The sequence below is a fragment of the Pseudoalteromonas qingdaonensis genome (assembly GCF_038739665.1).
Lineage (GTDB): Bacteria > Pseudomonadota > Gammaproteobacteria > Enterobacterales > Alteromonadaceae > Pseudoalteromonas > Pseudoalteromonas qingdaonensis.
Genome location: NZ_JBCGCU010000008.1, coordinates 1 through 25,537, shown reverse-complemented (window position 1 = coordinate 25,537; position 25,537 = coordinate 1). Strand labels below are relative to the sequence as shown.

Annotated in this window: 21 protein-coding genes and 1 pseudogene; 13 read left to right on the top strand and 9 right to left on the bottom strand. The window is 46.1% G+C overall.

The features are described 5' to 3' along the window. Positions 1-37: 37 nt before the first annotated feature. From WCN91_RS08720 to WCN91_RS08690, 7 genes are all read right to left on the bottom strand, one after another. Positions 38-1,657 carry a flagellar assembly protein A gene (locus WCN91_RS08720; protein ID WP_342678171.1) on the bottom strand — a complete coding sequence of 540 codons (1,620 nt, stop codon included), beginning with the start codon at positions 1,655-1,657 and terminating at the stop codon, positions 38-40. 148 nt (positions 1,658-1,805) lie between these two features. Beyond that, complete coding sequence (locus tag WCN91_RS08715) at positions 1,806-2,198, bottom strand: RidA family protein (protein WP_105214599.1); 393 nt, start codon at positions 2,196-2,198, stop codon at positions 1,806-1,808. A 9-nt stretch (positions 2,199-2,207) separates the two neighbouring features. Next, positions 2,208-4,313: a bifunctional GTP diphosphokinase/guanosine-3',5'-bis pyrophosphate 3'-pyrophosphohydrolase gene (gene spoT / locus WCN91_RS08710; RefSeq protein WP_342678167.1), complete on the bottom strand. Its 2,106-nt coding sequence runs from the start codon at positions 4,311-4,313 to the stop codon at positions 2,208-2,210. Positions 4,314-4,426: 113 nt separating this feature from the next. Continuing rightward, positions 4,427-4,702: a DNA-directed RNA polymerase subunit omega gene (gene rpoZ, locus WCN91_RS08705; RefSeq protein ID WP_105187776.1), complete on the bottom strand. Its 276-nt coding sequence runs from the start codon at positions 4,700-4,702 to the stop codon at positions 4,427-4,429. A 76-nt stretch (positions 4,703-4,778) separates the two neighbouring features. Further along, on the bottom strand, positions 4,779-5,399 hold the full coding sequence (gmk, locus tag WCN91_RS08700) for a guanylate kinase (protein WP_342678166.1): 621 nt from the start codon (positions 5,397-5,399) through the stop codon (positions 4,779-4,781). Positions 5,400-5,552: 153 nt separating this feature from the next. After that, complete coding sequence (locus tag WCN91_RS08695) at positions 5,553-8,684, bottom strand: efflux RND transporter permease subunit (protein ID WP_342678164.1); 3,132 nt, start codon at positions 8,682-8,684, stop codon at positions 5,553-5,555. 11 nt (positions 8,685-8,695) lie between these two features. After that, complete coding sequence (locus tag WCN91_RS08690) at positions 8,696-9,949, bottom strand: efflux RND transporter periplasmic adaptor subunit (protein ID WP_233999536.1); 1,254 nt, start codon at positions 9,947-9,949, stop codon at positions 8,696-8,698. A gap of 572 nt (positions 9,950-10,521) precedes the next feature. Here WCN91_RS08690 and WCN91_RS08685 point away from each other — a divergent pair. After that, positions 10,522-11,403 carry a cation diffusion facilitator family transporter gene (locus WCN91_RS08685; RefSeq protein WP_342678161.1) on the top strand — a complete coding sequence of 294 codons (882 nt, stop codon included), beginning with the start codon at positions 10,522-10,524 and terminating at the stop codon, positions 11,401-11,403. Positions 11,404-11,425: 22 nt separating this feature from the next. Here the strand turns inward: WCN91_RS08685 and WCN91_RS08680 are convergent, their stop codons facing one another. Continuing rightward, a complete protein-coding gene (locus WCN91_RS08680) occupies positions 11,426-12,580 on the bottom strand; it encodes an MFS transporter (RefSeq protein ID WP_342678159.1) in 1,155 nt (384 codons plus the stop codon). A gap of 479 nt (positions 12,581-13,059) precedes the next feature. Between WCN91_RS08680 and WCN91_RS08675 the strand changes: the two genes are divergently transcribed. The 9 genes and pseudogenes from WCN91_RS08675 (at position 13,060) to WCN91_RS08635 (ending at position 21,974) form a co-directional block, all read left to right on the top strand. Next, positions 13,060-14,061 (top strand): YecA family protein, encoded by a 1,002-nt coding sequence (locus WCN91_RS08675; protein WP_342678157.1) that lies wholly within the window; start codon positions 13,060-13,062, stop codon positions 14,059-14,061. Positions 14,062-14,074: 13 nt separating this feature from the next. Then, on the top strand, positions 14,075-15,205 hold the full coding sequence (locus tag WCN91_RS08670) for a hypothetical protein (RefSeq protein ID WP_342678155.1): 1,131 nt from the start codon (positions 14,075-14,077) through the stop codon (positions 15,203-15,205). Between the two features lie 25 nt (positions 15,206-15,230). Further along, positions 15,231-15,368: pseudogene (locus WCN91_RS08665) on the top strand (IS3 family transposase); the annotation flags it as partial. A 152-nt stretch (positions 15,369-15,520) separates the two neighbouring features. Beyond that, positions 15,521-15,826, top strand: a complete 306-nt coding sequence (locus WCN91_RS08660) for a helix-turn-helix domain-containing protein (RefSeq protein WP_342678153.1) — start codon at positions 15,521-15,523, stop codon at positions 15,824-15,826. Beyond that, positions 15,823-17,088, top strand: a complete 1,266-nt coding sequence (locus WCN91_RS08655) for a type II toxin-antitoxin system HipA family toxin (RefSeq protein ID WP_342678150.1) — start codon at positions 15,823-15,825, stop codon at positions 17,086-17,088. Before WCN91_RS08660 ends, WCN91_RS08655 begins: the two co-directional genes overlap by 4 nt. A 314-nt stretch (positions 17,089-17,402) precedes the next feature. Beyond that, entirely contained in the window at positions 17,403-17,540 is a 138-nt protein-coding gene (locus WCN91_RS08650) for a hypothetical protein (protein WP_342678149.1), read from the top strand. A gap of 2 nt (positions 17,541-17,542) precedes the next feature. After that, on the top strand, positions 17,543-17,734 hold the full coding sequence (locus tag WCN91_RS08645) for an HVO_A0114 family putative DNA-binding protein (RefSeq protein WP_342678147.1): 192 nt from the start codon (positions 17,543-17,545) through the stop codon (positions 17,732-17,734). 10 nt (positions 17,735-17,744) lie between these two features. After that, entirely contained in the window at positions 17,745-20,885 is a 3,141-nt protein-coding gene (locus tag WCN91_RS08640) for a DEAD/DEAH box helicase (protein ID WP_342678146.1), read from the top strand. Positions 20,886-20,948: 63 nt separating this feature from the next. Next, complete coding sequence (locus WCN91_RS08635) at positions 20,949-21,974, top strand: virulence RhuM family protein (RefSeq protein WP_342678144.1); 1,026 nt, start codon at positions 20,949-20,951, stop codon at positions 21,972-21,974. Positions 21,975-22,061: 87 nt separating this feature from the next. On the opposite strand, the gene WCN91_RS08630 is transcribed toward WCN91_RS08635, so the two are convergent. Then, the gene (locus tag WCN91_RS08630; RefSeq protein ID WP_342678142.1) at positions 22,062-22,922 is read right to left on the bottom strand and encodes a YicC/YloC family endoribonuclease; all 861 of its coding nucleotides are present in this window, start codon (positions 22,920-22,922) and stop codon (positions 22,062-22,064) included. A gap of 168 nt (positions 22,923-23,090) precedes the next feature. On the opposite strand from WCN91_RS08630, the gene rph reads away from it, so the two are divergent. From rph to WCN91_RS08615, 3 genes are read left to right on the top strand one after another with little or no spacing between them, the layout of a single operon-like run. Then, positions 23,091-23,804: a ribonuclease PH gene (rph, locus tag WCN91_RS08625; protein WP_105187768.1), complete on the top strand. Its 714-nt coding sequence runs from the start codon at positions 23,091-23,093 to the stop codon at positions 23,802-23,804. A 26-nt stretch (positions 23,805-23,830) separates the two neighbouring features. After that, positions 23,831-24,475, top strand: coding sequence for an orotate phosphoribosyltransferase (pyrE, locus tag WCN91_RS08620; RefSeq protein ID WP_105187767.1), 645 nt, complete (start codon positions 23,831-23,833; stop codon positions 24,473-24,475). A 58-nt stretch (positions 24,476-24,533) separates the two neighbouring features. Continuing rightward, on the top strand, positions 24,534-24,926 hold the full coding sequence (locus WCN91_RS08615; protein ID WP_342678138.1) for a diacylglycerol kinase: 393 nt from the start codon (positions 24,534-24,536) through the stop codon (positions 24,924-24,926). Positions 24,927-25,537 lie beyond the last annotated feature (611 nt).

Genomic DNA, 25,537 nt, shown 5'->3' with positions numbered 1-25,537 from the left:
ACGTAAAAAACCAAGGGTGCCAGCGCGGTGGGCACCCTTAACTGGTTTTAAACTCTAGCTCAATTTTACCTTTTTCCAGCTTAAGCACACAAGGCGGGTATTGCCGCGCCGTTTTCATTGCCTTATCTAAGATATGAATGGCGACACCCGGATTAAGCTTATGATGGGCGACCAGTTGGGCGTCGCTCACCAGTGTACTTAAGGTGTTATCTAGGCTAGCTAGCTTGGTTTCAAGCTCGTCGGCCTGTTGTACCAAGGCCAGCTGAGTTGCCCCTATTTTTTCAATTAACAGTTTCTTCTTGTCTTTATCTTTTAGGGCTTCGGCTTTTTCTAAGGTTTCTTGTAAGGCGCTGAGCTTGTTATCGTTTTCACTCAGTTGCTGCGTATAATTACCCTGTTCGGTGCTGATATCTATGCTGCGAGCGAGCAGATTAATGCGCATCTTGGCCCCAGATTCATTGCCGATTTCCCCAGCCTCTAAGCGACAGGCGTCCAGCACTTCACCACCAAACAGCTTGCCGTTGGGATTATCCTTGGCGCCGATAATAATATTGGTCATGGCCTTTAACTGGCAATGACTGGCCAGGCGTTCAATATGAATATCATTGCCTTCCACATAGGCATATTGGGCATGGCTGATATAAACCTCGTTGCCAGCACTGATTTTACAGGTCAGTTGATGCTCATCTTGTTGGTGATTAGGATGACCAAAGACCCCTTGTTTAATACAGATGTCGCCCCCGGCACTAAGCTCAGCTGACTCCACTGTACCTAGTACGGTAATGTCGCCTTTGGCTGTGACGCGCATACCTGGAGCAACCCCTTGGGTGACAAGTACCGAACCGTTAAAGTCGATATGGCCGCTTTTAACATTAACCTCGCCTATGGTGAAAATGTCATCAACGCGCATGCCCTGAGCGGTTTCTACCGGTACACCTCTGGTGGTGGCAATAAGCTCTAAAGGGTTATTGGGATTGAGTGCGGCTCCTTCGCCTGGGATCAGCTTGGATTGTTTGCCTGGCTTAGGGGCGATAATATCACCAGTGACCGTATAGCCTTCCTTGCCCAAAGTGGCGGGTTTTTGCGTCATTAGCAGGGCGCCGGGCTCAACACTTGCTAGTTTACCAAAGTCGCGCATATCAACGGTGCCATCCTCGCGGTGTTGCGGTTTGTTGATGCGGTCTTTAAGGGTGAGGGTTTCTTTAACCAGAGTACTGTTTTTACCATCAATGGGGAGGCGCCCCTTGGCTAGTGTGCCTTTGACGGTAACCCCGGCGCTCTGGCTTAGTTGTTGTTGCAGTAATCTTTCTAACAACAGTTGTTGATAGCCTCTGCGTACACCGGCTAGGACTATGGCGCGTTTGCCTTCGTCCAAAGTGAGCATTTTGCCGCCCCGCGGCGTAGTAAGGCGGCCGATGGCGGTCATTTTATCATCACTGATACTGACTTCGAGTTGGGCATCTACTTGCCTGGCTACTATAAGCTGACTGGCGTCTTGCTCACCGGCATAAAATTTATCTATTTCGGTATGAGCAATATCGCAATTACCAAAGGGCGAATTTGCCAAGGCTTCAAGCAGTAAGGCTTTCGATGGCGGCAACGCCCAATCCCCGTTGATTTTAATTATTATTTGGCCGTTGTCGGTTAATTCAAACACAAATACTTCCTTGCGAGCACCGTAATGAAAAGTGGCAAGAGCTTACTGTATGAAATTTATTAAGAGATTGGAAGATGCAAGAAGAGGGGAGCCATGAGTTTCCCCATGGCCGAAAGTACTTCTGATCACATACTTAACAGAATTGGTATTAGTTGGTAGACGGTAATTCCATAATGCCGTCAATTTCAACCTGTGAGCCCTTAGGTAGCTCTTTTACGCCGATGGCAGCGCGAGCCGGGTAAGGGGTTCTGAAGTATTGGCTCATAATCTCATTAACAACGGCAAAGTTGCTTAGGTCGGTCAAAAAGATATTTACCTTAACCATATCCTGTAGTTCACCACCGGCGGCTTCACATACGGCGATGAGGTTTTTAAATACCTGATGCGTTTGCTCGGCAAAGTCGTCTGAAACCATTTCCATAGTGCTGGGTACTAGTGGAATTTGGCCCGATAGATAAACGGCTGTTCCCACTTTTACGGCTTGGTTATAAGTACCGATAGCCGAAGGAGCGTTATCGGTAGAAATAATGATTTTGTTCATGATTTTCCTTTATTTTTTTCTATAAACCTTTTGCACATCCGGCATTACCCGAATGCGACGCATAATATTGGCAACGTGAATGCGGTCTTTCACCGTCACGCCGAGGTCTATTACGTAGAGGTTACTTTCTTTTTCATCGGTTTGCAGTTCGACAATATTCGCTCCGGTAGAGGCCACTAAGCTGGTGAGCTTAGCCAAGGCACCCTGGTGGTTGATAATTTCCACCCGTAGCGTAGCGATATATTCTTTTTCCGAATTGTCTTCCCACTTCACCACGAAATACTTTGATGATTCGTTGCGCCAGCCACGAATATTTTTACATTCCTGGCGGTGTACGGTCAGACCTTTACCCTGACTAACAAAAGCAACGATATCATCACCGGGTACCGGACGGCAGCATTTGGAATAGTTCACCAACATGCCTTCGGTACCTATGATAGCCGCCTTGGTCGAGGTGGCGAGTTTATCTAAATCTGCTTCCTCGTTTTGTAGCAGGCGTTTGGCAACCAGGACACTCATAATATTGCCGCAGCCAATTTCCACCATTAGCTCCAGCATGGAATTGACCTGATGCTCTTCGAGCACCCGGTTGATGGTTTCGCTGCTGATGCTGTCGAGTGAATACTCGCCAAGGGCCGAGTCCAGTAGTCGACGACCCAGTTGTAAGGCTTCTTCGTGACGCTGATTTTTCAGATAGTTGCGCACGCACAAACGTGCCTTGGCGGTGACGATAAAGTTCAACCAGGTGGCATTAGGGTGCGCCCCTGAGCTGGTGATCACTTCCACTGTTTGCCCGGTATCGAGCGCCTTGCTCAGCGGATGAGGCTTGCGGTTGACCCGCGCCCCGACACAGGTGTTACCTACATCCGTGTGTACCGCATAGGCGAAATCCACCGCCGTGGCGCCCATGGGCAGTTCGACGATGCGGCCATCCGGGGTGAATACGTAAATTTCTTCTGGGAAGAGATCGGTTTTAACGTTTTCCACAAATTCGAACGAGGAGCCGGCACTTTGTTGCAGCTCCAGCAGGCTTTGCATCCACTGGCGCGCCCGCTGCTGTGCGGTATGGCCAGAGTTTTCCCCAGTCTTCTTATACATCCAATGAGCCGCGACCCCTTTGTCGGCCATATGATCCATATCCAGGGTGCGGATTTGAATCTCTACAGGAATGCCGTGCGGACCGACCAACGAGGTGTGCAGGGATTGATAACCATTGGTTTTTGGCACCGCGATATAGTCTTTAAAGCGGGTTTCAATGGGCTTATACAGATTATGAGTGACGCCAAGTACCCGATAACAGGTATCCATGCTGTCGACCACGATGCGAAAGGCGTAGATATCCATGACTTCGTTGAACATCAATTCCTTGTTGAGCATTTTGCGGTAGATGCTGTAGAGGTGTTTTTCTCGCCCTGATACTTGGGCTTGAATACCCCATTCGCTGAGACGTGATTCTATCTCGCCCTGAATGTTGGAGATCACTTCCTTACGGTTGCCACGGGCCTTGGCTACTTCCGATTTTAGGGCGCGGTAGCGCATTGGATAAAGCGCCTGAAAGCCGAGATCTTCAAGTTCGTTTTTAATGTCGTGGATACCCAGACGGTTGGCGATAGGGGCAAAAATATCCAAGGTTTCGCGGGCGATACGACGGCGTTTGTCCGGGCGCAGAGAGCCTAGGGTGCGCATATTATGGGTACGATCCGCGAGCTTGATCAGGATAACGCGAATATCCTGGGTCATCGCCATAATCATTTTACGGTAGTTTTCCGCTTGGAGTTCTCTTTTGTCTTTAAAACCGAGTTTATCTAGCTTACTCACCCCTTCAACCAGATCGGCGACGGTTTCACCAAAGATTTCTGCAAGATCTTGTTGGGAAAAATCCGTGTCCTCGATGACATCGTGCATTAAAGCCGCCATCAGGGTTTCATGATCCAACTTCATGTTGGCAAGGATTTGCGTTACTTCAACCGGGTGGGTGATATAAGGTTCGCCGCTTGAGCGAAATTGCCCTTCGTGCGCTTCTCTGGCTACGACATAGGCTTTTTGTACTAGCGCCACATCTTCGGGGGCTAGGTATTCTGATATTTTTTTCTTGAGACCTTCAAAGAGATACATTCACACTCCGGAAACGGCGGGAGAAATAGTCTAAGAAGTCAATATACGATGAAAAGCGGGGAAAGCCAACGGCTGCAAGGAAAATGCAGCCGTTTAGAGAGCATAAAATGCGCTTATTGGTTACCACCAACGATAGCAGCAACGGCAGCCATTTCGGCAGCTTCTTGGTTTTGCTGCTCCTGGCGCTCGATTGCGTCTAGGGTATCTGGGGTAATGTGACCGTTTTCGATTTCACGTAAAGCGATAACCGTAGGTTTATCGTTTTCCGCATCTACCATAGGGTCTTTACCGCCTACCGCGATCTGGCGCGCACGACGCGCCGCGACAAGGATCAAGTCAAAACGGTTGCCAATTTTATCTACTGCATCTTCAACAGTTACGCGAGCCATGCTTCACTCCAAAAATTAAATCTGTAAACGCGTAGTTTACTGCAACACCCTCTCAAGGCCAATACTTGGGCGGGTTTTATTTTAATAGTTCATCGATTAGGGCACCGTGTTTACGCTTTTGTGTACTTAGGCGTAAACGGGTAGCGGCCACTATGGTGGCGATTTCTTCACGGGCGGTGTCGAAATCATCATTTACCACTACATAATCGTACTCGTCGTAATGGGATGTTTCCGATTGGGCTTTTTCCATGCGCGCAGCGATCACCTCGGCCGAGTCTTGACCGCGATTGGTAAGACGGCTTTGCAACTCATCTTTGGACGGCGGCAAAATAAAGATGGTGGTGACTTCGGGAGCCAGCTCACGTACTTGACGAGCGCCTTGCCAATCAATGTCTAAAAACACATCAATGCCCGCATCAAGTTGTTTTTCAATGGCGGCTTTTGAGGTGCCGTAGTAGTTGTCAAAAACCTGAGCCCATTCAAAAAAATCGTTGTTATTGATAAGTTGTTTAAATTCGTCTTGGCTCACAAAGTGGTAATGCACGGTATTTTCTTCACCCGGGCGGGGGTCGCGGGTTGTGTGTGACACTGACACTTGCATATTAGTGTGCTTTTCTAATAACGCTTTGATTAAGCTAGACTTACCAGCACCTGATGGGGCCGATAAAATAAACAAATTACCACGAACTTGGCTCATGATGACTCTCAAATACCAACTGGATGAAAAATGGCCGAGCAGTATAGCTTATTTAGTCTGAATTTTGGATAAGATATTTCTGTTGCAGGTAACAACGTTATGAAGAATGTGCCCCAGCATAAGAGGTGGCTAGGGCACAAGGTAAGCAGCGACTTAATGTTGCTGTTGGGCTATTTTTGCTTTTGAAAATAGCGGATACAGTGCGGGAAGCACAAACAAGGTGAGTAATGTGGCGCTCACAAGACCGCCCACAATCACACTGGCTAAGGGGCGTTGAATTTCAGCGCCCACCCCTTGCGATAAGAGCATAGGAATTAAACCTAACGCAGAGGTCAGTGCTGTCATCAGTACCGGGCGAAGGCGTGAGGTAGCCCCTTCAAATACGGCTTGGCGCACATCGTTAGTTTCACCTAAGGCTTGGTTAATACGCTCAACCATTACCACCCCGTTGAGCACGGCTACACCAAACAAGGTTATAAAGCCAACGGAGCTTGGCACCGATAGGTACTGATCAAACAAGTACAGTGAAAATACCCCACCTATGACCGCCAAGGGCACGTTAATTAAAATTAAGGCCGCTTGCGATAATGAGTTAAACGCAAAGTAAAGCAGTAAAGCAATGGCCAGTAAGCTTAGCGGAATAACCACACTTAAGCGCTTTTGTGCGCGCTGCTGGTTTTCAAACTGCCCGCCAATGCTAACAGAGTAACCGCCTTCTAATTCAATGTTGCTGTTTATTTGCTCGCGAATGTCGGCCACAACCGAGCCCATGTCACGGCCTTGCACGTTAGCTTGCACGACCACACGGCGTTGCACGTCATCACGGCGAATTTGCGGTGGCCCTGAGCTAATGCTGATGTCGGCTACATCGGCCAAACGCACCCACGCGCCACTGCTTGAACGTAAATACAGATTACCAATGTCGGCAGGGGTGCTGCGACGTGCTTGCTCGTAGCGTACGTATATGTCGTAGCGTTCATTGCCATTAATAATTTGTCCTGCGCTGCGCCCGCCAATGCCGTCGCGTACAATTTCCATCACATCGGCCACTTGCAAGCCATAGCGAGCAAGTGCTTGGCGTTTAGGGGCAATAACAAGCTGCGCTTCCCCTTCAATTTGCTCAAGTGCCACATCACTTGCACCGGGAACTTGTTTAACTAACTGCTCTATTTCTTGGCCTTTTTGTGCCAATACGTCTAAATCGGGGCCAAACAGCTTAATGGCGAGCTGGGCTTTTACCCCTGAGAGTAATTCGTCAACCCGTGTACTGATAGGTTGCGAAAAGTTAAACAAGAGACCGGGGTACACCGACAGCTCTTTTTCCATTAACGACTGCAATTCAAAGCGGTTACTGGCGCTTTGCCATTGATCTACCGGTTTAAGACCAATGTAAATTTCAATGTTGTTTACCGGCTCTGGATCGCCGCCAATTTCGGCGCGGCCAATGCGGCTAAGCGCATAGGTTACTTCTGGGAAGGTCAGTAGTTTTTGCTCAAGCACGGGCGCGACTTCCAGTGCGGTGTCTAAACTAGAAGACGGCGCTAAGGTAACCCGCAAGTTAATAGTGCCTTCTTCTAGCTCGGGCACAAACTCAGTGCCAATGCGAGGCAAGGTAAAGGCTGCAGCAATCACAAGCAGTGTGGCTGCACTTACAATCACGATGGGGTGTTTAAGTGCATGTTTAAGGGCAAAGCGATACGCGCTATCAATAGGCGCAAGTAGCGGGCTTTGTCTTGGTTTAACACCGTTTTTAAACAACACGCAGGCCAGAGCTGGCACAACAATGAGCGCCACTAAAATCGCACTCACAATGGCTAAAATAATGCTAATGGCCATGGGCTGAAACAGTTTGGCTTCCACTCCCTCAAAGCTAAAGAGCGGGGTGAACACCACTAAAATAATGCTGGCGGCAAAAAATACAGGGCGTGCCACTTCGTGACCTGCATGTTTTATTTGGTTTTCAATGCTAATGCCATCGGGGTTTTGGCTTAAACGCTTAAAGATGTTTTCAACCATTACCACCGAGCCATCAACCAGCATACCAATGGCAACGGCAATACCCCCTAATGACATTAAATTGGCCGATAATCCCCACCACGACATAACACACAAGGCAAGGGCAATTGAAATCGGAATAGAAATAAGCACCAAAAAGGTGGCGCGCACATTCATTAAAAACAGCGCCAGCACAATAATGATAAACACAAACGCGAGCACTAATGCATTAATAACGGTATTAAGCGCTTGTGTGATAAGCGTGCTTTGGTCATAAAAGGGTTCAAACCTAACCCCTTGAGGCAGGGCTTGGTTGATGCGCTCTACGCGCTCATTAATGCCGTCGATAGTAAGCTTTGTATTAGCGCCCATACGCTTTAGCACCACACCGGAGACCACTTCGCCTAGGGCTTGCGGTTCACCTTGTGCATTACGCTTGGTCATAGTGACGGCCCCTTGGCGAATTTCACTGCCCACGTTTACGTTGGCAATGTCGCCCAGTGTGACCACCGTGCCGTCGATACTTTTTATAGCAACGTGTTTAAGTTGCTCAATGCCTTGGTCGCCATGATTAAACCAGCCTGTGCCACGCACCACTAACTGTTCTTGGCCGCGTTGCATGTACCAGCCGCCCACATTGCTGTTGCTGTTTTCGAGTGCAGCAACGATGTCTTCTTGATTCAGCTCGTAAGCCAGTAACTTAGAGGGGTTTAAATTGACTTGATATTGACGCACTTGCCCACCAAATGAGAGCACATCGGTCACGCCATCAACAGGCATCACCAACAGTTTAACGACCCAATCATTGAGTGAGCGCAGACTCATGGCGTCAAACCCGGCGTCTTCATCGGCAATGAGCAGATATTGATAAACTTGCCCAAGGCCTGACGTATTAGGCCCCATTTCAGGCGTACCAACACCTTGTGGGATCAGTTCTTTGGCTGCTTGCAGGCGCTCGAACACTAATTGGCGAGCAAAATAAATGTCGGTGCCTTCTTTAAACACCACGGTGACCCCAGAGAGGCCTGTTTTTGAAATAGAGCGCACTTGCTCTACATCAGGCATAGCGTACATCACCGCCTCGATGGGGTAGGTAATGAGTTGCTCGACTTCTTGCGCGGCAAGCCCCGGTGCTTCGGTATTAATGGCCACTTGCACATTTGTTACATCGGGAAAGGCATCTAAATTTAAGCGTGGGATCATGACCACAGATAAGGCCATAACCAAAAGCAGTGCCAATATCACCATAAGTCGGTGGCTGACCGACCAGTTAATCAGTTTATTAAACATGATGCAGCCCCTTAGTGATTGTGTGGATCAAAGCCAGATTTGGCCTGCTCTGAGGCAATAAAAAAGGCGCCTTCAATGGCAATGCGCTGACCGGGCTGTAAACCATGCACGACTTGCATTGAGTCTAGCTGCTGACCAAGTTGCACTTCTTGCGCTAAAAACTCGCCTTGGTCTTGTTCAACAAACACTTGCCAGTCGCCATCGGGGCTGCGCATAAGGGCACTTTGTGGCACCGCCATTAATTGAGCGGTTGTTTTGCTGTGAAAATACACATTAACGAACATGCCTGCGTGCAAAGTGTCACTGCTGTTATTAACACTTAAACGAATAATTTGCGTGCGCGTTTGTGGGTCAATGGTGTGCGCTTCTTGAATAACTTTTGCAGGGTAGGTGCTGTCGTTAAACACAATGCTTGCAGGTGTATTAACCGTAATGTGTGTGCGATTGGGGGGCACTTTTGCCTCAACCCACAGTGCTTTTTCATCTGCAATGGTCATTATTTTTTCGCCAGCGGCCACGCGTTGGCCTTGGGTAAATTCATCGCTGATAACCATGCCCGAAATGTGAGCAACGAGAGAGTATTCACCAAATGACGTGATGCTATCTTGGCTAATGGCATCAATGGCTTTTGGAGTTAAACCAAGGGCAATCAGCTTACCAAACGCTGCTTTATACACAGACTGGGCTTCGAGTAACTCGCTGTCACTTAAGCTGAGTTGGTCGAGCTTTTTAACGCGTTGCCACTGCGTAGAGGCCACTAAGTAATCACTTTGTGCTTGTGCCATCGACTCGCTAAATAAGGTGACTAATGTTTGCCCTTTTTCTACGTGTTCTCCTAGCATGGCATGGCGAGACACCACCACCGAATCGGTGCGTGGCGACACAATGTAGCTAGTGTAGCCATTGGCTTTAATTTCGCCCGGTGCGTAGTAGGCGTTGTCTAAAAATTGCGGGGTAATGGCAGCTACTTTGATGTTAGCTAACGCTATGCTTTGCTCGGTTAAATGAATTGCTTGGCTGTGTTCGTCTTCATCGCCGTGCTCATCATTTGATTCATTGTGCTCATCTTCTTGAGCGTGTTCATCGTGCTTTTGTGTGTGCACATGCTCGGTGTTGGTGGCGTACACGTTTGTGCTTAATAAGGCACTACTTAACGCCATTGCACAGGCTATTGTGAGTGCAAAAAAAGAAGTGGGTTGCACGAGGGCTTTGCGTGATGCACGCTCACGACTCATCTCTTTTTGAGATAATAAAATTTCGCTCATAACATTCTCTATTCGTTTAAAAATTAAAAATGAACGCGCACGTTGCGATTTAATTCAACGGCACGAAAAAAGTAAATAATTAAACGATAGGAGGGCGGAAATTTGGCTCAATAAAACTGCGCTTGGCAAGTTTGGGGGTCGCAGGAAGCGTATGTGCTCCGTAGGGGGGCAATACCGACAAGTGTGCTGCCATAAACCAATTTACATGGCTGCCAGAGCAATGACCGCAGTGATGACAGTCTGAAATGTCGTGGGTGCTTTGTGTGTCGGTGTTAATGTTTAACGCATCATTGGTATGGGAATGCGATGCTTGTAAGTGTGTGCTGTCAATTTGGTGAGGCGGCGTGCTGGTGGCATTAGCAAACGCTGACTGCGTAGCAATCAGTAACATTAATGCAATGCAAAGTAGCCGAGAAATACTCACCGAATCTCCTTAATCAAGCATGTGCTTGGTTATGGTGTTTCACTTAAATTAATTAACAGGGCAGATTATTACGCGTTCCCTATTGATTTACAAGTCTGTATTACCTAATTTAGGTGAATAAAGTACCTGATTTTATTGGAATGTTATAATGCCACATAACCATAATCATTCGCACGATATTGCTTCTGAACGCATTGGTTGGGCCTTCTTTTTAAACCTGACATTTACCATTATTGAGTTTATAGGTGGCTGGCTTACCAACAGTACCGCCATTATGGCCGATGCCGTGCACGACTTAGGTGATAGCCTGTCAATTGGCAGTGCATGGGTATTAAATAAGCTCAGTAATAAACAGGCGAACGCCCATTATACTTATGGCTTTCGTCGTTTAAGTCTGCTTGGGGCGTTATTGAATTCTGTGGTACTTGTGGTTGGCTCGACCTGGGTCTTGGTGTTGTCGGTGCCGCGGCTTTTTGACCCGGTTATGCCCATGACCGAAGGCATGCTATTGCTTGCGGTGCTCGGCATAGCTGTTAATGGTTACGCAGCGCTCAAACTGAGTAAGGGGAAATCCCTAAATGAGAAAGTGCTGAACTGGCACCTGTTGGAAGATGTGCTCGGCTGGGTGGCCGTGTTGTTGGTGGCCATAGTGCTGATGTTCGTAGACTGGCCGATACTCGACCCCATTTTATCCATCATCTTTACCCTCTTTATTCTTGTGAATGTGGTGCGTAACTTGCGCCAAACACTGCGATTATTTTTGCAGGGAACGCCGGATCAGCAAACTCAACGCCAGTTGGCGGCGCTCTTAGTGGAGCCGCAAGAGATCAGCACAGCTCATCATGTGCATTATTGGTCTTTGGATGGTGAGCACCATGTGCTGACCGCCCATTTATGTTTGCGTGAGCACCTTGATGCTGCCGAGGTGATGGATTTAAAGCAGCGCTTAGCGCAGCTGCTTGGTGACTTCGAGCTGGCTCATACCACCTTGGAATTTGAATATCCCGAGGAGCAATGTCGGGATCATTAAGGCGAATAAAAGCTCAGGGCTCTTATTCGCTGGAGATGGCTTTTTCGCTGCGCAAACTGGCGAGCAGAATATAAATAGCGCTAAAGGCCAAAGTGATAAACAAATAGGTAAATAGGCCGTGTTGGTGGGCCATAAAGGGCTCGGCGAATAAGGGCCCAAGCACAGAGCCGACAGAGTAGCTCAGCAGCATAACCTGGGCGGCGCTTATCATATAGCGTTCTTCCAGTTGCTGACAGCCCAAGTCGATAGCTATGGGGTACAGGGCAAAGGTGGCCGCACCCAGTAATAAAACCGCTAGCGCCAGCACCTTTAAACTATCTGAGGTGAGAGACAGGGCCAGCGCCAGCACTCCAAGCAGTGTAAATGCCACCATTAACATGCTTCGAGTCATGTACTTATTAAACTGGGTGATCAGCGGCTGTACCGCCATACCACCTAAGATCACCAGCGCCATCAGAGTACCTATATCTTTTTCTGCTATGTCACGTGCCGCCAAGGCCAAAGGCATAAGGCCATAGATGGCACTTAGAGCCAAACCTGAGATCAGGCAGCCAAACAAGGCACTGTGATTGAGTTTTAATATTTGCTTTAGCTCCAGGCGGGCGCTGTGATGATGGTTTGGTGCGTGATTAGGCAACAAGACCATTACCAAAAATGCCGCCACCATCACCAGAGTAATGCTGATAAAAGGCGCTAATCCCGAGGTGCCGAATAGGTTTATTCCCAACTGACCAAAAGCCGTGCCGCCATACAAGGCCACCATATACAGGCTAAGACGTTTAGCCCTGGTACTTGGCTCGCCGGCCATTAACCAGGATTCCACGACCACAAAAATTCCTGCCACGGCAAAGCCTGCCAGCAATCGCAGCGCAAGCCAAAACCAGGCCTGAGGGTAAAGGGGTAGGGCAATTGCGGTCAGGGTAAAAAGGGCCAAACAAACCAGGTAAGTAGGGCGAAATCCCAGACGCTTAAGCACCGGCTCTATGCCTAAAGTGCCCGCCAGCAAACCAATATAAAAACTACTGGCAAGCCAGCTTGCTAGAGCATCGTCGAGCGCAAATTGAGCCAAAGAAAGTGGCAATAAACTCATTAAATAACCGGCTGCGATAGCGTATAAAGTCAGTGCCAAAATCGGCGCAAAGATACGAGGAGTGCCAGCTTGAGATTCGAGATGCACGGTACGGGAGTCCTAAAAGTAATGATATGTGGTCGATTAAGCGACCGGCGACTATGCGTAAGCTGTCCACAAATGTAAAACAAACATTTTTGTCCGTGTCGATAATGAAAATTGATGCTAGCTATGATACCAATTCACTTAAATAGCTAATCATTCTAGCGGGCTAAATATCATGCTAACTGCGTTGGAATTTTTATATGTACGCCTACACGGATGTAGGCGGTAGAGCGGCGCAGGAGCCAAAGCCGAGAATAACTACATAAGAAAAATTCCGCCTTGTTATCACATCATTTATCCGGTGCTATAACTGCTCACATACTTAACAGAATTGGTATGACCCGTATTTTTGCGGCCATATGAGGTTGTTTGGACTGTGCAGTATGTGGAAAAAATTGTCTTAATAAATCAAAAAAGCCTTGTTGTTCTACAAGGAAGGCTTTTTACTTTGTGAAAATTCGAAAAATTCAGGGGAGAAAATAATGAAACTCGGCCGCAACGATCCTTGCCACTGTGGCAGTGGCAAAAAGTATAAGCAGTGTTGTATGGATAAAGTATCCAAACAACAGGCACAAGTATTTGATGATGTTGAAGCTATGCTGGCTATGAATCCACATTTGACTCTAGATGAGATTAATGTGGCTTTGCAACACAAAGTACAAGAACGCAATAATCAACCGAATCCAGATTTTTGTGGTGTGACTCCGACACAAATGGCCAACTGGCTTTATGCACCTTTTGATGAATTACAATGGGTAACATTGAGCACGCCAGATGATCTTTTGGCTAGCCCTGTGATGCGTTATTTAACCCTGATACTCGAAGAGGTTATGGAGAATGGCGGGTCATTTAAAGCAACTAGCAAAGGCAATTTGCCAGCCAAGTTAGTGAAGCAGGCCAGCTCGCTACTGCCGGAATTCGCGATTGCTCAATATGAAAGTAATATTAGCATAAGTCAGTTTGCCGGCAGCAATGAAGACAGGTTCAATGCCTTGCACTACACGCGCGTGCTGGGCGAAATTGCCGGTATTATTTATCGCCGCAGTGGCCATTATCATATTAAAAAGTCAGCTCAAAAACTGTATCAGAGCCAAGGAATACACGCATTTTTCAAACCCATGCTAGAGGCAGCTGTAAGCCAATATAACTGGGGCTACTTCGATGGTTTTGAGCAAGATGTGGATTTACGCCCCTTTTGGTTGTTTATGTTATGGCGCATACAAAGCCATAAGAGTGTGGATAAGCTGATAGAAGAGGTGATAAGGGCTTTCCCCGATGTGTTACTGGCATTCCCAAAAGGCGGTTACTTCTCACCTGAAAGATATTTAAGTATGTTAATCCAATCACGATTTATTGAACGTTTTTTACAGTTTTGGGGCTTTATCATTATAGATCCAAGGCGCTATTTAGACGGTGAACCTATCCCCCGAATAGTACAGGTTCAGCCTTTGTTAAAGCACACTTTTCAATTCACTATTAACTAAAAACAAGGTCACCGTGAGCGAATATCAATACTATCGATTCAAGCGCCTGGACGGGCATTTAGACAACAAAGAGCGCCAGGCACTTAGAGATATTTCAAGCCGAGCCGACATCACAGCCACCTCTTTTCAAGTGTATTACCACTACAGTGGTTTAAAGGCAGAGCCGAGCGAAGTGATGCTAAAGTACTTCGACATAGGTTTTTATTATGCCGATTGGGGCTCAATCTATACTTACATTAAATTGCCAGCAGGGACGATACCCGATGCGATGCTCGGGTTTGCAATAGATGGGCTTTATGTGCATAAAACCGAGCAGTGGCAACTGCTCATCTTCTCCATTGATGAGTATGACGATTATTTTGATGATGAGCAGGCGGAAGATTTTTTTCAGTATTTAGCGGGTTTACGTACCGAGTTAATACTAGGTGATTGGCGTCTTTTGTACTTTATGTGGCTCAAAGAGTTTGATGTTAATGATGAGCTTGACGCTATACCTTTAATACAATTCGATTTTGCGCATTTTAGTGAAGGATTGCATGCTTTTGCGAGCCTTTATGATATTCCTTTAGCACAGGTTAAGGCACTCGCCATGGTGCTGAGTGCTAAACCAAGTCATCAAGCCAAACAAACCCAGTTTCAGTTTGATGCGTGGCTCCATAATCTCTCAGAAGCAGAGAAAGACACGTTATTACGCACGTTGTTTGAGCATGGCCAGCTTACCAGTCACCAAGCCTTAGCGCTGACGCGAAAAGAATCTGCCAACACAGACGAAACCTATCAGTATTGGTTAACCCCTGACGTAGTTACTCCTTTCATTGAGCAAGCGCAAAGCCAATTACAGCAAGAGCACGCGGCAGCACTCGCAAAAAAATTAGCCATCGAAAAAGCAGAAAAAGAAAAAGCATTGACGGATATTTACAACCAGCGTGCGCACTACTTCCAGCAAGCTCAGGAGCAAGCGAATCGAGCTTGCGCCAGTGGTTACAATCAAGCTTCAGATTATCTGCATCAGCTGTTTGAAGCTTATCAATTTAAAGGTGATATATCGGCGTTTGAGCAGCGTTTTAAGCGATTTGTTTCTGTAAATAACGGCCGAAAGGCGCTGTTAAATCGGCTGAGTGATCTGCTATCACTTATGAAGTGATGAGCTGAACGACCCAATTATCAACCGAGAAGCCATGCGTCAGTACATATTCGAATACATTGAAATTGATTACAACATGAAGAGAAGGCATAGCGCCTTTGGCTATCTAAGCCCCAGAAAAACTGAATGCAGCTTAATGGAGTGTCCAGTTTTTCTGGAGTAGAAAAAGTAAAAGTAGGATATTAATCCAATTGTAGCTAGAAAAGCGGGAACATAGTCCCGTATTTTTCTTGTTAGAGTTGCTTGAATTTCAGGGGTAGACTATATTCCCATTAATGTTCAAATAATGGGAATATAGTCCCTTTGGCTGGTGGTGTGGCTAAGCGTGATTTACACAATGTATTGTTTCCAAAGCAGCGTAAAATCCTGACTCATTTTGGTGAGGACTTGCTGCTGGCGATGAAACGACGTGGTTTTACAAAAAAACTGCTGTGTGAGCGCACTGGTTTTGATCATAAAACCGTGAACAAAGTGTTTGCAGGTGATCCGGGCGTTGCCATAGGCACTTACTTAAAAATCATGGCGGTACTTGGCATGGAGAACAACTTTGCAGAAATGGCCGCCCATGATGAAGTTGGTATCAAACTGCAAAATATAAAATTGCTGGAAGGTTCAAGATGAGCCGTGAAATCGTTGAAGTCTATGGCGACTGGCAGCCAATTGAAGCGCCACTGCTAATAGGGCGGCTTGCTTACAGTGACTCAAGCAGGGGGGGCGTGTTTAGTTTTGCTTATGATAAAGCGTTTTTAACCTCTGCGTATCGTTTGCAAATCGATCCTATGTTGACGCTCCACTCCGGTGAGCTTTACAACGGTGAAGCCGATAAGAACTTTCGTGCCTTTCTCGATTCATCCCCAGATCGATGGGGGCGTATTTTGATGCAGCGGCGTGCGGCCATTGAAGCGCGTAAGGGCATTCGGGCAACAAGTCGATTAAACGAGTTGGATTACCTGCTGGGCGTACACGACTCTTACCGAATGGGAGGTATTCGATTTAAGCGAGCAGGCTCAAATACTCTCTTGGATCCCCCTTTTTTGGATAACAATGCTGAATTTGCTGCACCACCCATGGCGTCACTACGTGAATTAGAGTACGCCGCCATGCAGATTGAAAAAGACGATAACATTGACAGTGACGAATATTACCGTTGGTTGAAAATGCTTATTGCTCCAGGCTCATCACTAGGTGGTGCGAGGCCCAAGGCTTGTGTGACAGATGAGCAAGGCCACTTGTGGATTGCCAAGTTTCCCAATTTAAATGATACCCACGATGTGGGGGCGTGGGAGATGCTCTGTTATGAATTGGCTTTGGCGGCAGGTGTTAACATGTTTCCAAGTGAAATTAGGCGGTTTTCGTCACAGCACCATACCTTTTTAACAAAGCGCTTTGATCGCCGCGGTGAGCAGCGGTTGCATTTTTCATCGGCCATGACACAGCTCCAATATTATGATGGTGAACAATCTCAAGGTGCTAGCTACTTAGATATTGCTGAGTTTCTTTCCACTCAGGGCGCACAAACAGAGGCAGATTTAGCCCAGTTATGGCGTCGTATCGTGTTTAATATTGCCGTGTCCAACACGGATGATCACCTGCGTAACCACGGGTTTTTATTAACAAAGAATGGTTGGAAGTTATCACCAGCTTATGACTTAAACCCGATAGTAGGTAAGCATGGCTTGCATCTGAACATTACAGATGTGGATAACGCTTTAGACGACCAGCTAGCCTTTGACACAAAAGACTTCTTCCGGCTTTCTCAAACTCAAGCCACGCAAATTTACGATGAAGTATTAAATGCGGTTAAGCAGTGGCAAGTCGTTGCTAAGCGGCTAGGGATCAGCCGAGCCGAGCAAGCAATGAAAGAACCTGCGTTTAACGTTTAATGGTTGATGAGTAAGTGAAACTATATTTTCATTTTTCTAAGAATAAAGAAGTTATAGTTTCCCTTTCATTCTTTGCCTCACGCTTCATTTGTTGTTACCGATACCCTCAGAAAGCTGCCAGATTTTGACATTTATTTGTCTACTGTATTCAATCGAGAAAATAACCTTGCTTGATGATCAGCAGTTGATAAGATATCCAGCCTATGTATAAGCGTACAGTCTTTTGATTGGTTAATCGCTGTTTGCTTACTCGCTGGTTTTTTGAAAGTAGAGAGTGCAAGTAAACGATTCGAGCATGCTATGCGAGTAAAAACATGAAAAACCTCAAACAATCGCGCTGCGTGATTGGCATTAAAGGGCAAATGCCCGACCCCGATTTCCCCGTTGATACTTGGTTCGACTCGCTTAAATCGGTGGCCAATGTGCTATCGAAAAAAACCAGCAATTGTTAAAAGTGATCGCCGAGCAAGAGCCGAAGTCGCTGAATGAGCTAGCCGCCCTTACAGGCCGAGCGGTCAGTAATGTGTCGCGAACATTGAAAACATTGGGCAAGCACAACTTGGTTGAAATGCAAAAATCACAAAATGGAGTCGCGGTAAAGCAACAATTTCAATCGATGTTGCTGCTAATTAAGCTATTAGAATAAAAGGGATAGCATGCAACAAGTCGGAATTTATGAGCAGTTAATCACGCAGCTTATCGCCAGCCGTATTGATCGAGAGCGATTCTATGTTGGTGAAAAAGAACTTGATAGTAGAGAAGCTGCTATTTGGTTATCGCGTTTTTTATCGCATATTTTGGAGTATGCCATTGAATCAGTCCCCGCCAGTGATGATCGTCTACAACAGCAGATTGCCCTATCTAACCAATTGTTACTTTGGCTAAAAGCGCAGATCCAAGACCAGGATTTTATCGAAGATAACCTGCTAAGTAGCCAAGGTAAAATTCTGACCGCGCTATATGAATTAGAAAACCCTGTTTCAGCTGATTTAAAAAACTACATTCACGAAATTTACCCTTTAACGGGCTTGAGCCAAAGTGAGCTGTTTTGTGGTAGTAATGCTGGGCTTTCACTTGAATCTGAATTGAAGCGAGAGATCTTATCAGCAGATAAAATTTACTGGCTTGTGTCCTTTATTAAATGGGCTGGGATCCGCATTTTTCGCAAAGAGCTAGAGGAGTTTACTGCGAGCGGTCGTGAGTTAAAAATTATCACCACGTCATATATGGGGGCGACGGACGCGAAAGCGGTGGAGTATTTGGCGAGTTTGCCTAATACCCAAATCAAGCTGAGTTACAACACCGATCGCGAGCGTTTACATGCCAAGAGTTATTTGTTTTTGCGCAATACAGGTTATCACACTGGTTATATAGGCTCTTCTAATCTTTCTTATTCGGCTCTAACCAATGGTTTAGAGTGGAATTTGAAGATCACTTCACAAGAAATTCCACATATTATCAATAAGTCGCTCAGCACCTTTGAAACTTACTGGGCATCTAATGATTTTGAGCACTTTAGTGGGGATCTAGATAGTAGCGAAAAGCTTAAAAAAGCCTTGAGTCAGCAGCGCGGTGATTATGAGGTTAGCCCAGCGCATTTTTTTGATATATCACCTTTTCCCCATCAAAGTGAAATACTGGAACAACTTGCCGTAGAGCGCAGTGTTCACCAGCGTTTTTGTAATTTAGTTGTTGCGGCAACCGGCACTGGAAAAACCTTAATTTCAGCTTTTGATTTTGCTCGCTTTGTTAAAACTAAACCAAACGCAACCTTCTTATTTGTGGCGCACCGCGAAGAAATATTAAAACAAGCGAGATCGGCTTATCGTGGTGTATTACGTAACGGCACTTTTGGTGAGCTGTGGGTAGGTGGGTATACACCAGAAAATTATCGTCAGTTGTTTGTATCCATTCAAACCTTAAATAATCAACTTAGCCAAATAAACCTGACGCCCGACTACTATGACTATATTGTCATTGATGAGGTTCATCATATCGCTGCAACTAGCTATCGCGCAGTGCTGGAGTATTTTTTACCTTCAATATTGTTAGGCCTGACAGCAACACCGGAGCGCCATGACGGTAGCGATATTTTAGCTGATTTTGGTGGTGTGATTGCTGCCGAGATCCGTTTACCCGAAGCGATTAATCGCCGTCATCTTTGTCCGTTCCAGTATTTTGCCATTGATGATGATACGGATCTGCGAACGATTCCTTGGAGTCGGGGACGCTACGATATTACTCAATTAACCAACCTGTACACCTACAACCAAGCGCGTTTTGATAAGATCTTGCTGAGCATGGGTGAAATCATCACTGACCTAGATAAAATGAAAGCCTTAGCCTTTTGCGTGAGCAAAGAGCATGCACAGTATATGGCGCAGCAACTTTTGCTAAAAGGTATCAAAGCTGATGTGCTAACCAGTGATAATAGTCGTGAGCGACAGCAAAAACAGCAAGCCATTCGCTCTGGAAGCATAAATGTGCTTTGTGTCGTAGATATTTTCAACGAAGGTGTCGATATTCCCGAAGTCGATACTGTTTTATTTTTGCGGCCTACTGAAAGTTTGACTATTTTCTTACAGCAACTTGGTCGTGGTTTGCGTTTAGCTGAGGGGAAAGAGTGTTGCACTGTATTGGATTTTGTCGGTAATTCACGTCCAGAGTATGATTTTGCCAATAAGTTTCGAGCTTTGATTGGCAAGAGCAATCGCGCGATTAGCGATGAAATTAAACAAGGGTTTCCCCACGCGCCCCTTGGCTGTCGTATTGAGTTGACCAAGCGCACTCAAGAAATGGTGTTAAGCAATATTCGCCAGGCGTCGCTGACGTTGAAACGCTTAGTCGCGATGATCAGGCAGTACCCTCAGCACTCTTCTCTGCCGTTAACGCTGGCTAATTTCTTAATTCAACATCCTTATATCAATTTGAATGAGCTTTATAAGCGGGGAAGTTGGGCGCAGCTCACCCAGCAAGCGCAAGATCAGGTCAGTGAGAATAGATTAGATGTTAATACATTAAAGATGCTCAGAAAGGCAATCCATAATCGCATTTTGACCTGTGATGACCATGCCTACTTAAGTTTCTTAAAACAACTTTGCCACGCCAATTTTGCGATATCTGATATTGCGCATCGTTATGCGTTGATGTGTCATTTTGATTTTTGGCAAAAAACGGGGCTAGAGTGCGGATTTGGCTCTATTGCACAGAGTCTAGCTAGACTGGGTTCTCTAGGTTTGAAAGCGGAATTGTTGGATGTACTCAATTGGCAGCTAGCACAAACCAAGCATGAGCAGCCGGCGATGGAAGGCTTACCTAATGTGCCGTTAAGATTGCATGCGCGTTATGCCCGAGAACAAATATTGGTATCGTTTGGTGCAACAACCTTTGAGCGGCAAGCGCCAGCCCGTGAAGGTGTGTTCGTTATACAAGAGCAAAATGTAGAATTGATGTTTGTGACATTAGATAAAAACGAAAAGCAGTTTTCGCCAACGACTATGTACCATGATTACGCTATCAATGAGTATCTCTTTCATTGGCAGTCGCAAAATAGTGCAAGACCAGATCGTGGTCGAGGTAAGGACTACATCCAGCATCAAAAAATAGGCAAGCGTTTATTCTTGTTTGTGCGTGAGCAAAACAAAGATGAATACGGACGCACTATGGGTTTTGTCAATTATGGTGAGGTGGAATATGTATCGCACACAGGTTCACAGCCTATGAGTATTAATTGGCGGCTTAAAACAGCAATGCCGCATTTTATGTGGCAGCAAGCTGCTAAGTTGGCGGTAGGGTAAGCTCAATGACCACTGCATTCTATGAGTAAGTTTACTCCCTCGATTATGAAGAAGGTTAGTTAAATGACGGATAATATTCCTCAAGCCCCTCAGGGAGAGTTTGTTCTTTTTACCAGTACTGATGGTCAAACCCGCGTAGAATGCCGTTTTGAGTCAGATACACTATGGCTTTCTCAGGCCATGATTGGAGAGTTGTACGGGAAAGCGAAAGCAACCATTAGTGAGCATATAAAAAATATATTTACAGAAGGTGAGTTGGATGAAAATTCAGTTGTTCGGTTATACCGAACAACTGCGGCGGATGGCAAATCATATAATGTTCAATACTTTAGCCTGCCATTAGTTTTAGCTGTTGGTTATCGCGTTCGTTCGCAACGTGGAACACAGTTCCGCCAATGGGCAACACAAACCCTGAAAGAATACCTGATCAAAGGCTTTGTTATGGATGACGAGCGCTTGAAAAATCCGCCAGTTGGTCGCTCTAGTGTTCCTGACTACTTTGATGAAATGCTTGAACGCATCCGTGATATTCGAGCTAGTGAACGACGAGTTTATCTGCGGGTGAAAGAAATTTTTACCATGGCAGCCGACTATGAACCGTCGAATCAAGATACAAACCGTTTCTTTCAAACCATCCAAAACAAGTTGCATTACGCTTGTACGCAGATGACAGCTGCTGAGCTGATTGCCAGTCGAGTGGATGCGAGTAAACCGGATATGGGTCTCACCAGTTACAAAGGCGATGAGATCCGCAAAACCGACGTCACCACAGCTAAAAATTACTTACATGAAGATGAAATCAAAGAGCTTAATCGCATAGTTAATATGTGGCTCGACTTTGCCGAAGATCAAGCCCTGCGTCGTAAGCAAGTATTTTTGCAAGACTGGGCTGAGAAGCTGGATCAGTTCTTGAGTTTTAATGATCGAAATGTGTTAAACGGGGCTGGGAAAATTTCCAAAAAGGCGGCTGATGATAAAGCCAAATTGGAATTTGACAACTTCGCTGAGAAACGCCGCCGTTTGAAAGAAGCTGAAGGTGAACAAGCTAATATTGCAGCTCTCAAAGCAATACTTAAAAAAGATAAATAGACACCTTAGGAACTATAAAAAACAAAACCCCGCTATAAAGCGAGGTTTTTCATCTGGTTATGAGTTCTTCATCAACGCTAGTGAGTTTTACTCGATATTCTGGATCTGCTCACGCATTTGCTCAATTAACACCTTAAGCTCTACGGCGGCGTTGGTGACTTCGGTATTAATCGACTTTGAAGCCAGGGTATTGGCCTCGCGGTTAAACTCTTGCATCATAAAATCCAGGCGTCGGCCACAGGCGCCGCCTTTTTTCAGGATTTTATGGGTTTCCTTTACATGCGATTTAAGGCGGTCGAGCTCTTCGGCGACATCTTGTTTTTGCGCCAGATAGATAAGTTCTTGCTCAAGACGTGTTTCATCGATCTCGGCTTGCAGCTCTTCAAGCTTTTGCGATAGCTTTTCACGCTGCCATTTGATCACTTCCGGCATATGCGCTTCAACTATGGCCACTTGCTCAAGAATGGCGTCAAGGCGAGTGCTGATCATTTGCTCAAGGTTTTCGCCTTCGCTGCCTCGGGCGGCTTTAAAGTCTTCAATGGCACCGTCTAAACCGGCAAGCAATTCGCTTTGCACAGTGTCCATATCCATTTCTTCGGCTTCCATCACGCCAGGCCAGCGTAGAATATCAACCGGGTTAATGTCGCCTTTACTTTGTGCTTGTACCCATTGAGCACTCTTTACCAGCTGTGAGGCCAGGGGTTCGTTGATGTTTAACTCACCTACATGAGCTGGGTTAGCGGCAAATTTTAGGAAAACTTCAACCTTACCCCTTTGTAAGTTCTTTCGCAGGCGTTCACGGATCACAGGCTCTAAACCACGAAATTGCTCAGGGGCGCGAATAAAAGTTTCCAAGTAACGTTGGTTTACGGAGCGTATTTCCCAAGTTCCGGTACCCCAGTCGCCTTTCACTTCTTGGCGAGCATACGCAGTCATGCTGTGGATCATGAATGATTTCCTAATTTTGAATAGCAGTATCGCTATGATTATACCTTAACAAAATGTGAGCTCTAGCAGAATTTTCCGGCAAAAATGGCCATTTTCATAAAAGTGCCGTGGCATAGCCGCGGGTGAACACATATAATGAACGAAATTTTTTATTGAAGGGGATAGTGAATGCGTCCTAGTGAAAGAACACCTAATCAAATTCGCCCAGTGACCTTTACTCGCCAATACACCATGCATGCCGAAGGCTCGGTGTTAGTTGAGTTTGGCAATACCAAGGTTTTATGTACGGCGAGTGTTGAAGCGGGTGTACCGCGCTTTATGAAGGGTCAGGGTAAAGGTTGGGTAACCGCAGAATACGGTATGTTGCCGCGTTCTACCCATACTCGTAATAACCGTGAAGCGGCGCGTGGTAAACAAGGTGGACGTACCATGGAAATTCAACGCCTGATCGCGCGTGCCTTACGTGCGGCGGTTGATTTAAAAGCCCTGGGTGAAAACACTATCACCATAGATTGCGATGTTATTCAAGCCGATGGCGGCACCCGTACAGCGTCAATCAGCGGTGCATGTGTTGCACTTGTCGATGCGCTTACCTATATGCGCAGCAAGGGCATGATCAATACCAATCCCCTTAAACACATGATCGCTGCTATTTCAGTGGGTATCTACAATGGTGAGCCGATCAGTGACTTGGAATATTTAGAAGATTCTGCGGCTGAAACCGATATGAACGTGATTTTGACCGAAACCGGTAAAATCATTGAAGTTCAGGGCACTGCCGAGGGTGAACCTTTCTCATTCGATGAGCTTGAGCAAATGCTAAGCCTGGCGAAGCACTCGATTCGTGAAATCATCGATATCCAAAAGCAAACCTTGGCCTAACCCTTAACAGCTTGACGAGTAGAGTAATGAAAGAATATCAAAAGCAGTTTATTGAATTCGCATTAGCCAAACAGGTACTTAAGTTTGGTGAGTTCACCTTGAAGTCTGGGCGCACGAGTCCTTACTTTTTCAACGCCGGCTTATTTAACACGGGTAAAGACCTGGCCAAACTAGGCCGTTTTTACGCCGCCGCTTTGGAAGATGCAGGCATAGAGTACGACTTATTATTCGGCCCGGCCTATAAAGGTATTCCAATTGCTACTACCACGGCGGTTGCTTTAGCGGATCACTACGATAAAGACGTACCTTATTGCTTTAATCGTAAAGAAAAGAAAGATCACGGTGAAGGCGGCAGTTTGGTAGGCTCAGAGCTTAAAGGCAAGGTCATGCTGGTGGACGATGTGATCACTGCAGGCACGGCGATTCGTGAGTCAATGGAAATCATTGCTGCCAACGGCGCGGATCTGTCAGGCGTACTTATCGCACTAGACCGTCAGGAAAAAGGCAAGGCTGAGTTATCGGCGATTCAAGAAGTAGAGCGCGACTTTAATACGCAGGTTGTTTCTATTGTGAAGTTGGCCGACCTTATTACCTATCTGGAACAGCAAGGTGATATGGATGAGCACCTGCAAGCGGTCAAAGCGTACCGCGATCAGTACGGTGTTGCCTAATATAGAGTAAAGAGCCCCTTCATAGGGGCTTTTTTATGGTTAAAGGAATGAGTAGTCGATGCAAGTAAATTCCAATAAACCCAATGGCCAAGGCATAGGGCGATTATTTAAAGCCTTACGTTGTACTTATCTTGGTTTAAGCGCGGCAATAAAAGAAGAAGCTGCTTTTCGTCAAGAGCTGGCCCTGGCGCTACTCTTATTGCCCCTGTCTTTTATTATTGCAACCGACATTATGCATTGGCTGGCTTTAGTGGTTGTGCTGTTACTGGTTCTTATTGTCGAGTTGATCAATTCGGCGATTGAAGCGCTGACCGATAGAGTTTCTACCGATATGCATGTGCTATCCGGGCGTGCCAAGGATATGGGTTCTGCCGCCGTGACCTTATCTCTATTAATAGCCGCCTTGGTGTGGGGCGTTAGTCTTTATCAATATATAACGGGTGTTTTATAAGCCCCGATACAATTAAAAACAGCGAAAAAGGCCATTGAAAGGATATTTAATGGCCTTTTTTAATGCCTTTTGTGTGTAATTTGCGCAAACGATCTGTTTTTCGCAATTTTCTTTAAAAAAGGGCTTGCGTCGAAATCGAATCTCCCTATAATGCGACCCCACTGAGACGGCAGGCAGCAACGCATAGCGAGGCGCTAGCAACTCAGGGAGTCAAGTAAAACTGGTTTTGAAAACGTTCCTTGAAAAAAGCAACTTTCTCAAAATTAAGTGTTGACAACAAATTAGGAAAGCGTAGAATGCGCAGCCCTAACGCGGTGAAAGCCGCAGCGACAACAAGTCGCAACGTTCTTTAAAAATATGAAGCAATCATCTGTGTGGGCACTCGTACAGATTGAGTTCTAACAGCTGATTCTAGTTCGCTAGATGACGCAAACAAATTTAGAGTCTCAAATGAAGTGAGTGACCAACAGCAACAAGTTTACTTGTTGCAGCACAGTCAATTCGATATCGAAAGATATCATCACAGTATTCATTGAGCACGAAACTTCGGTTTCAAAAAACTTTTAATTGAAGAGTTTGATCATGGCTCAGATTGAACGCTGGCGGCAGGC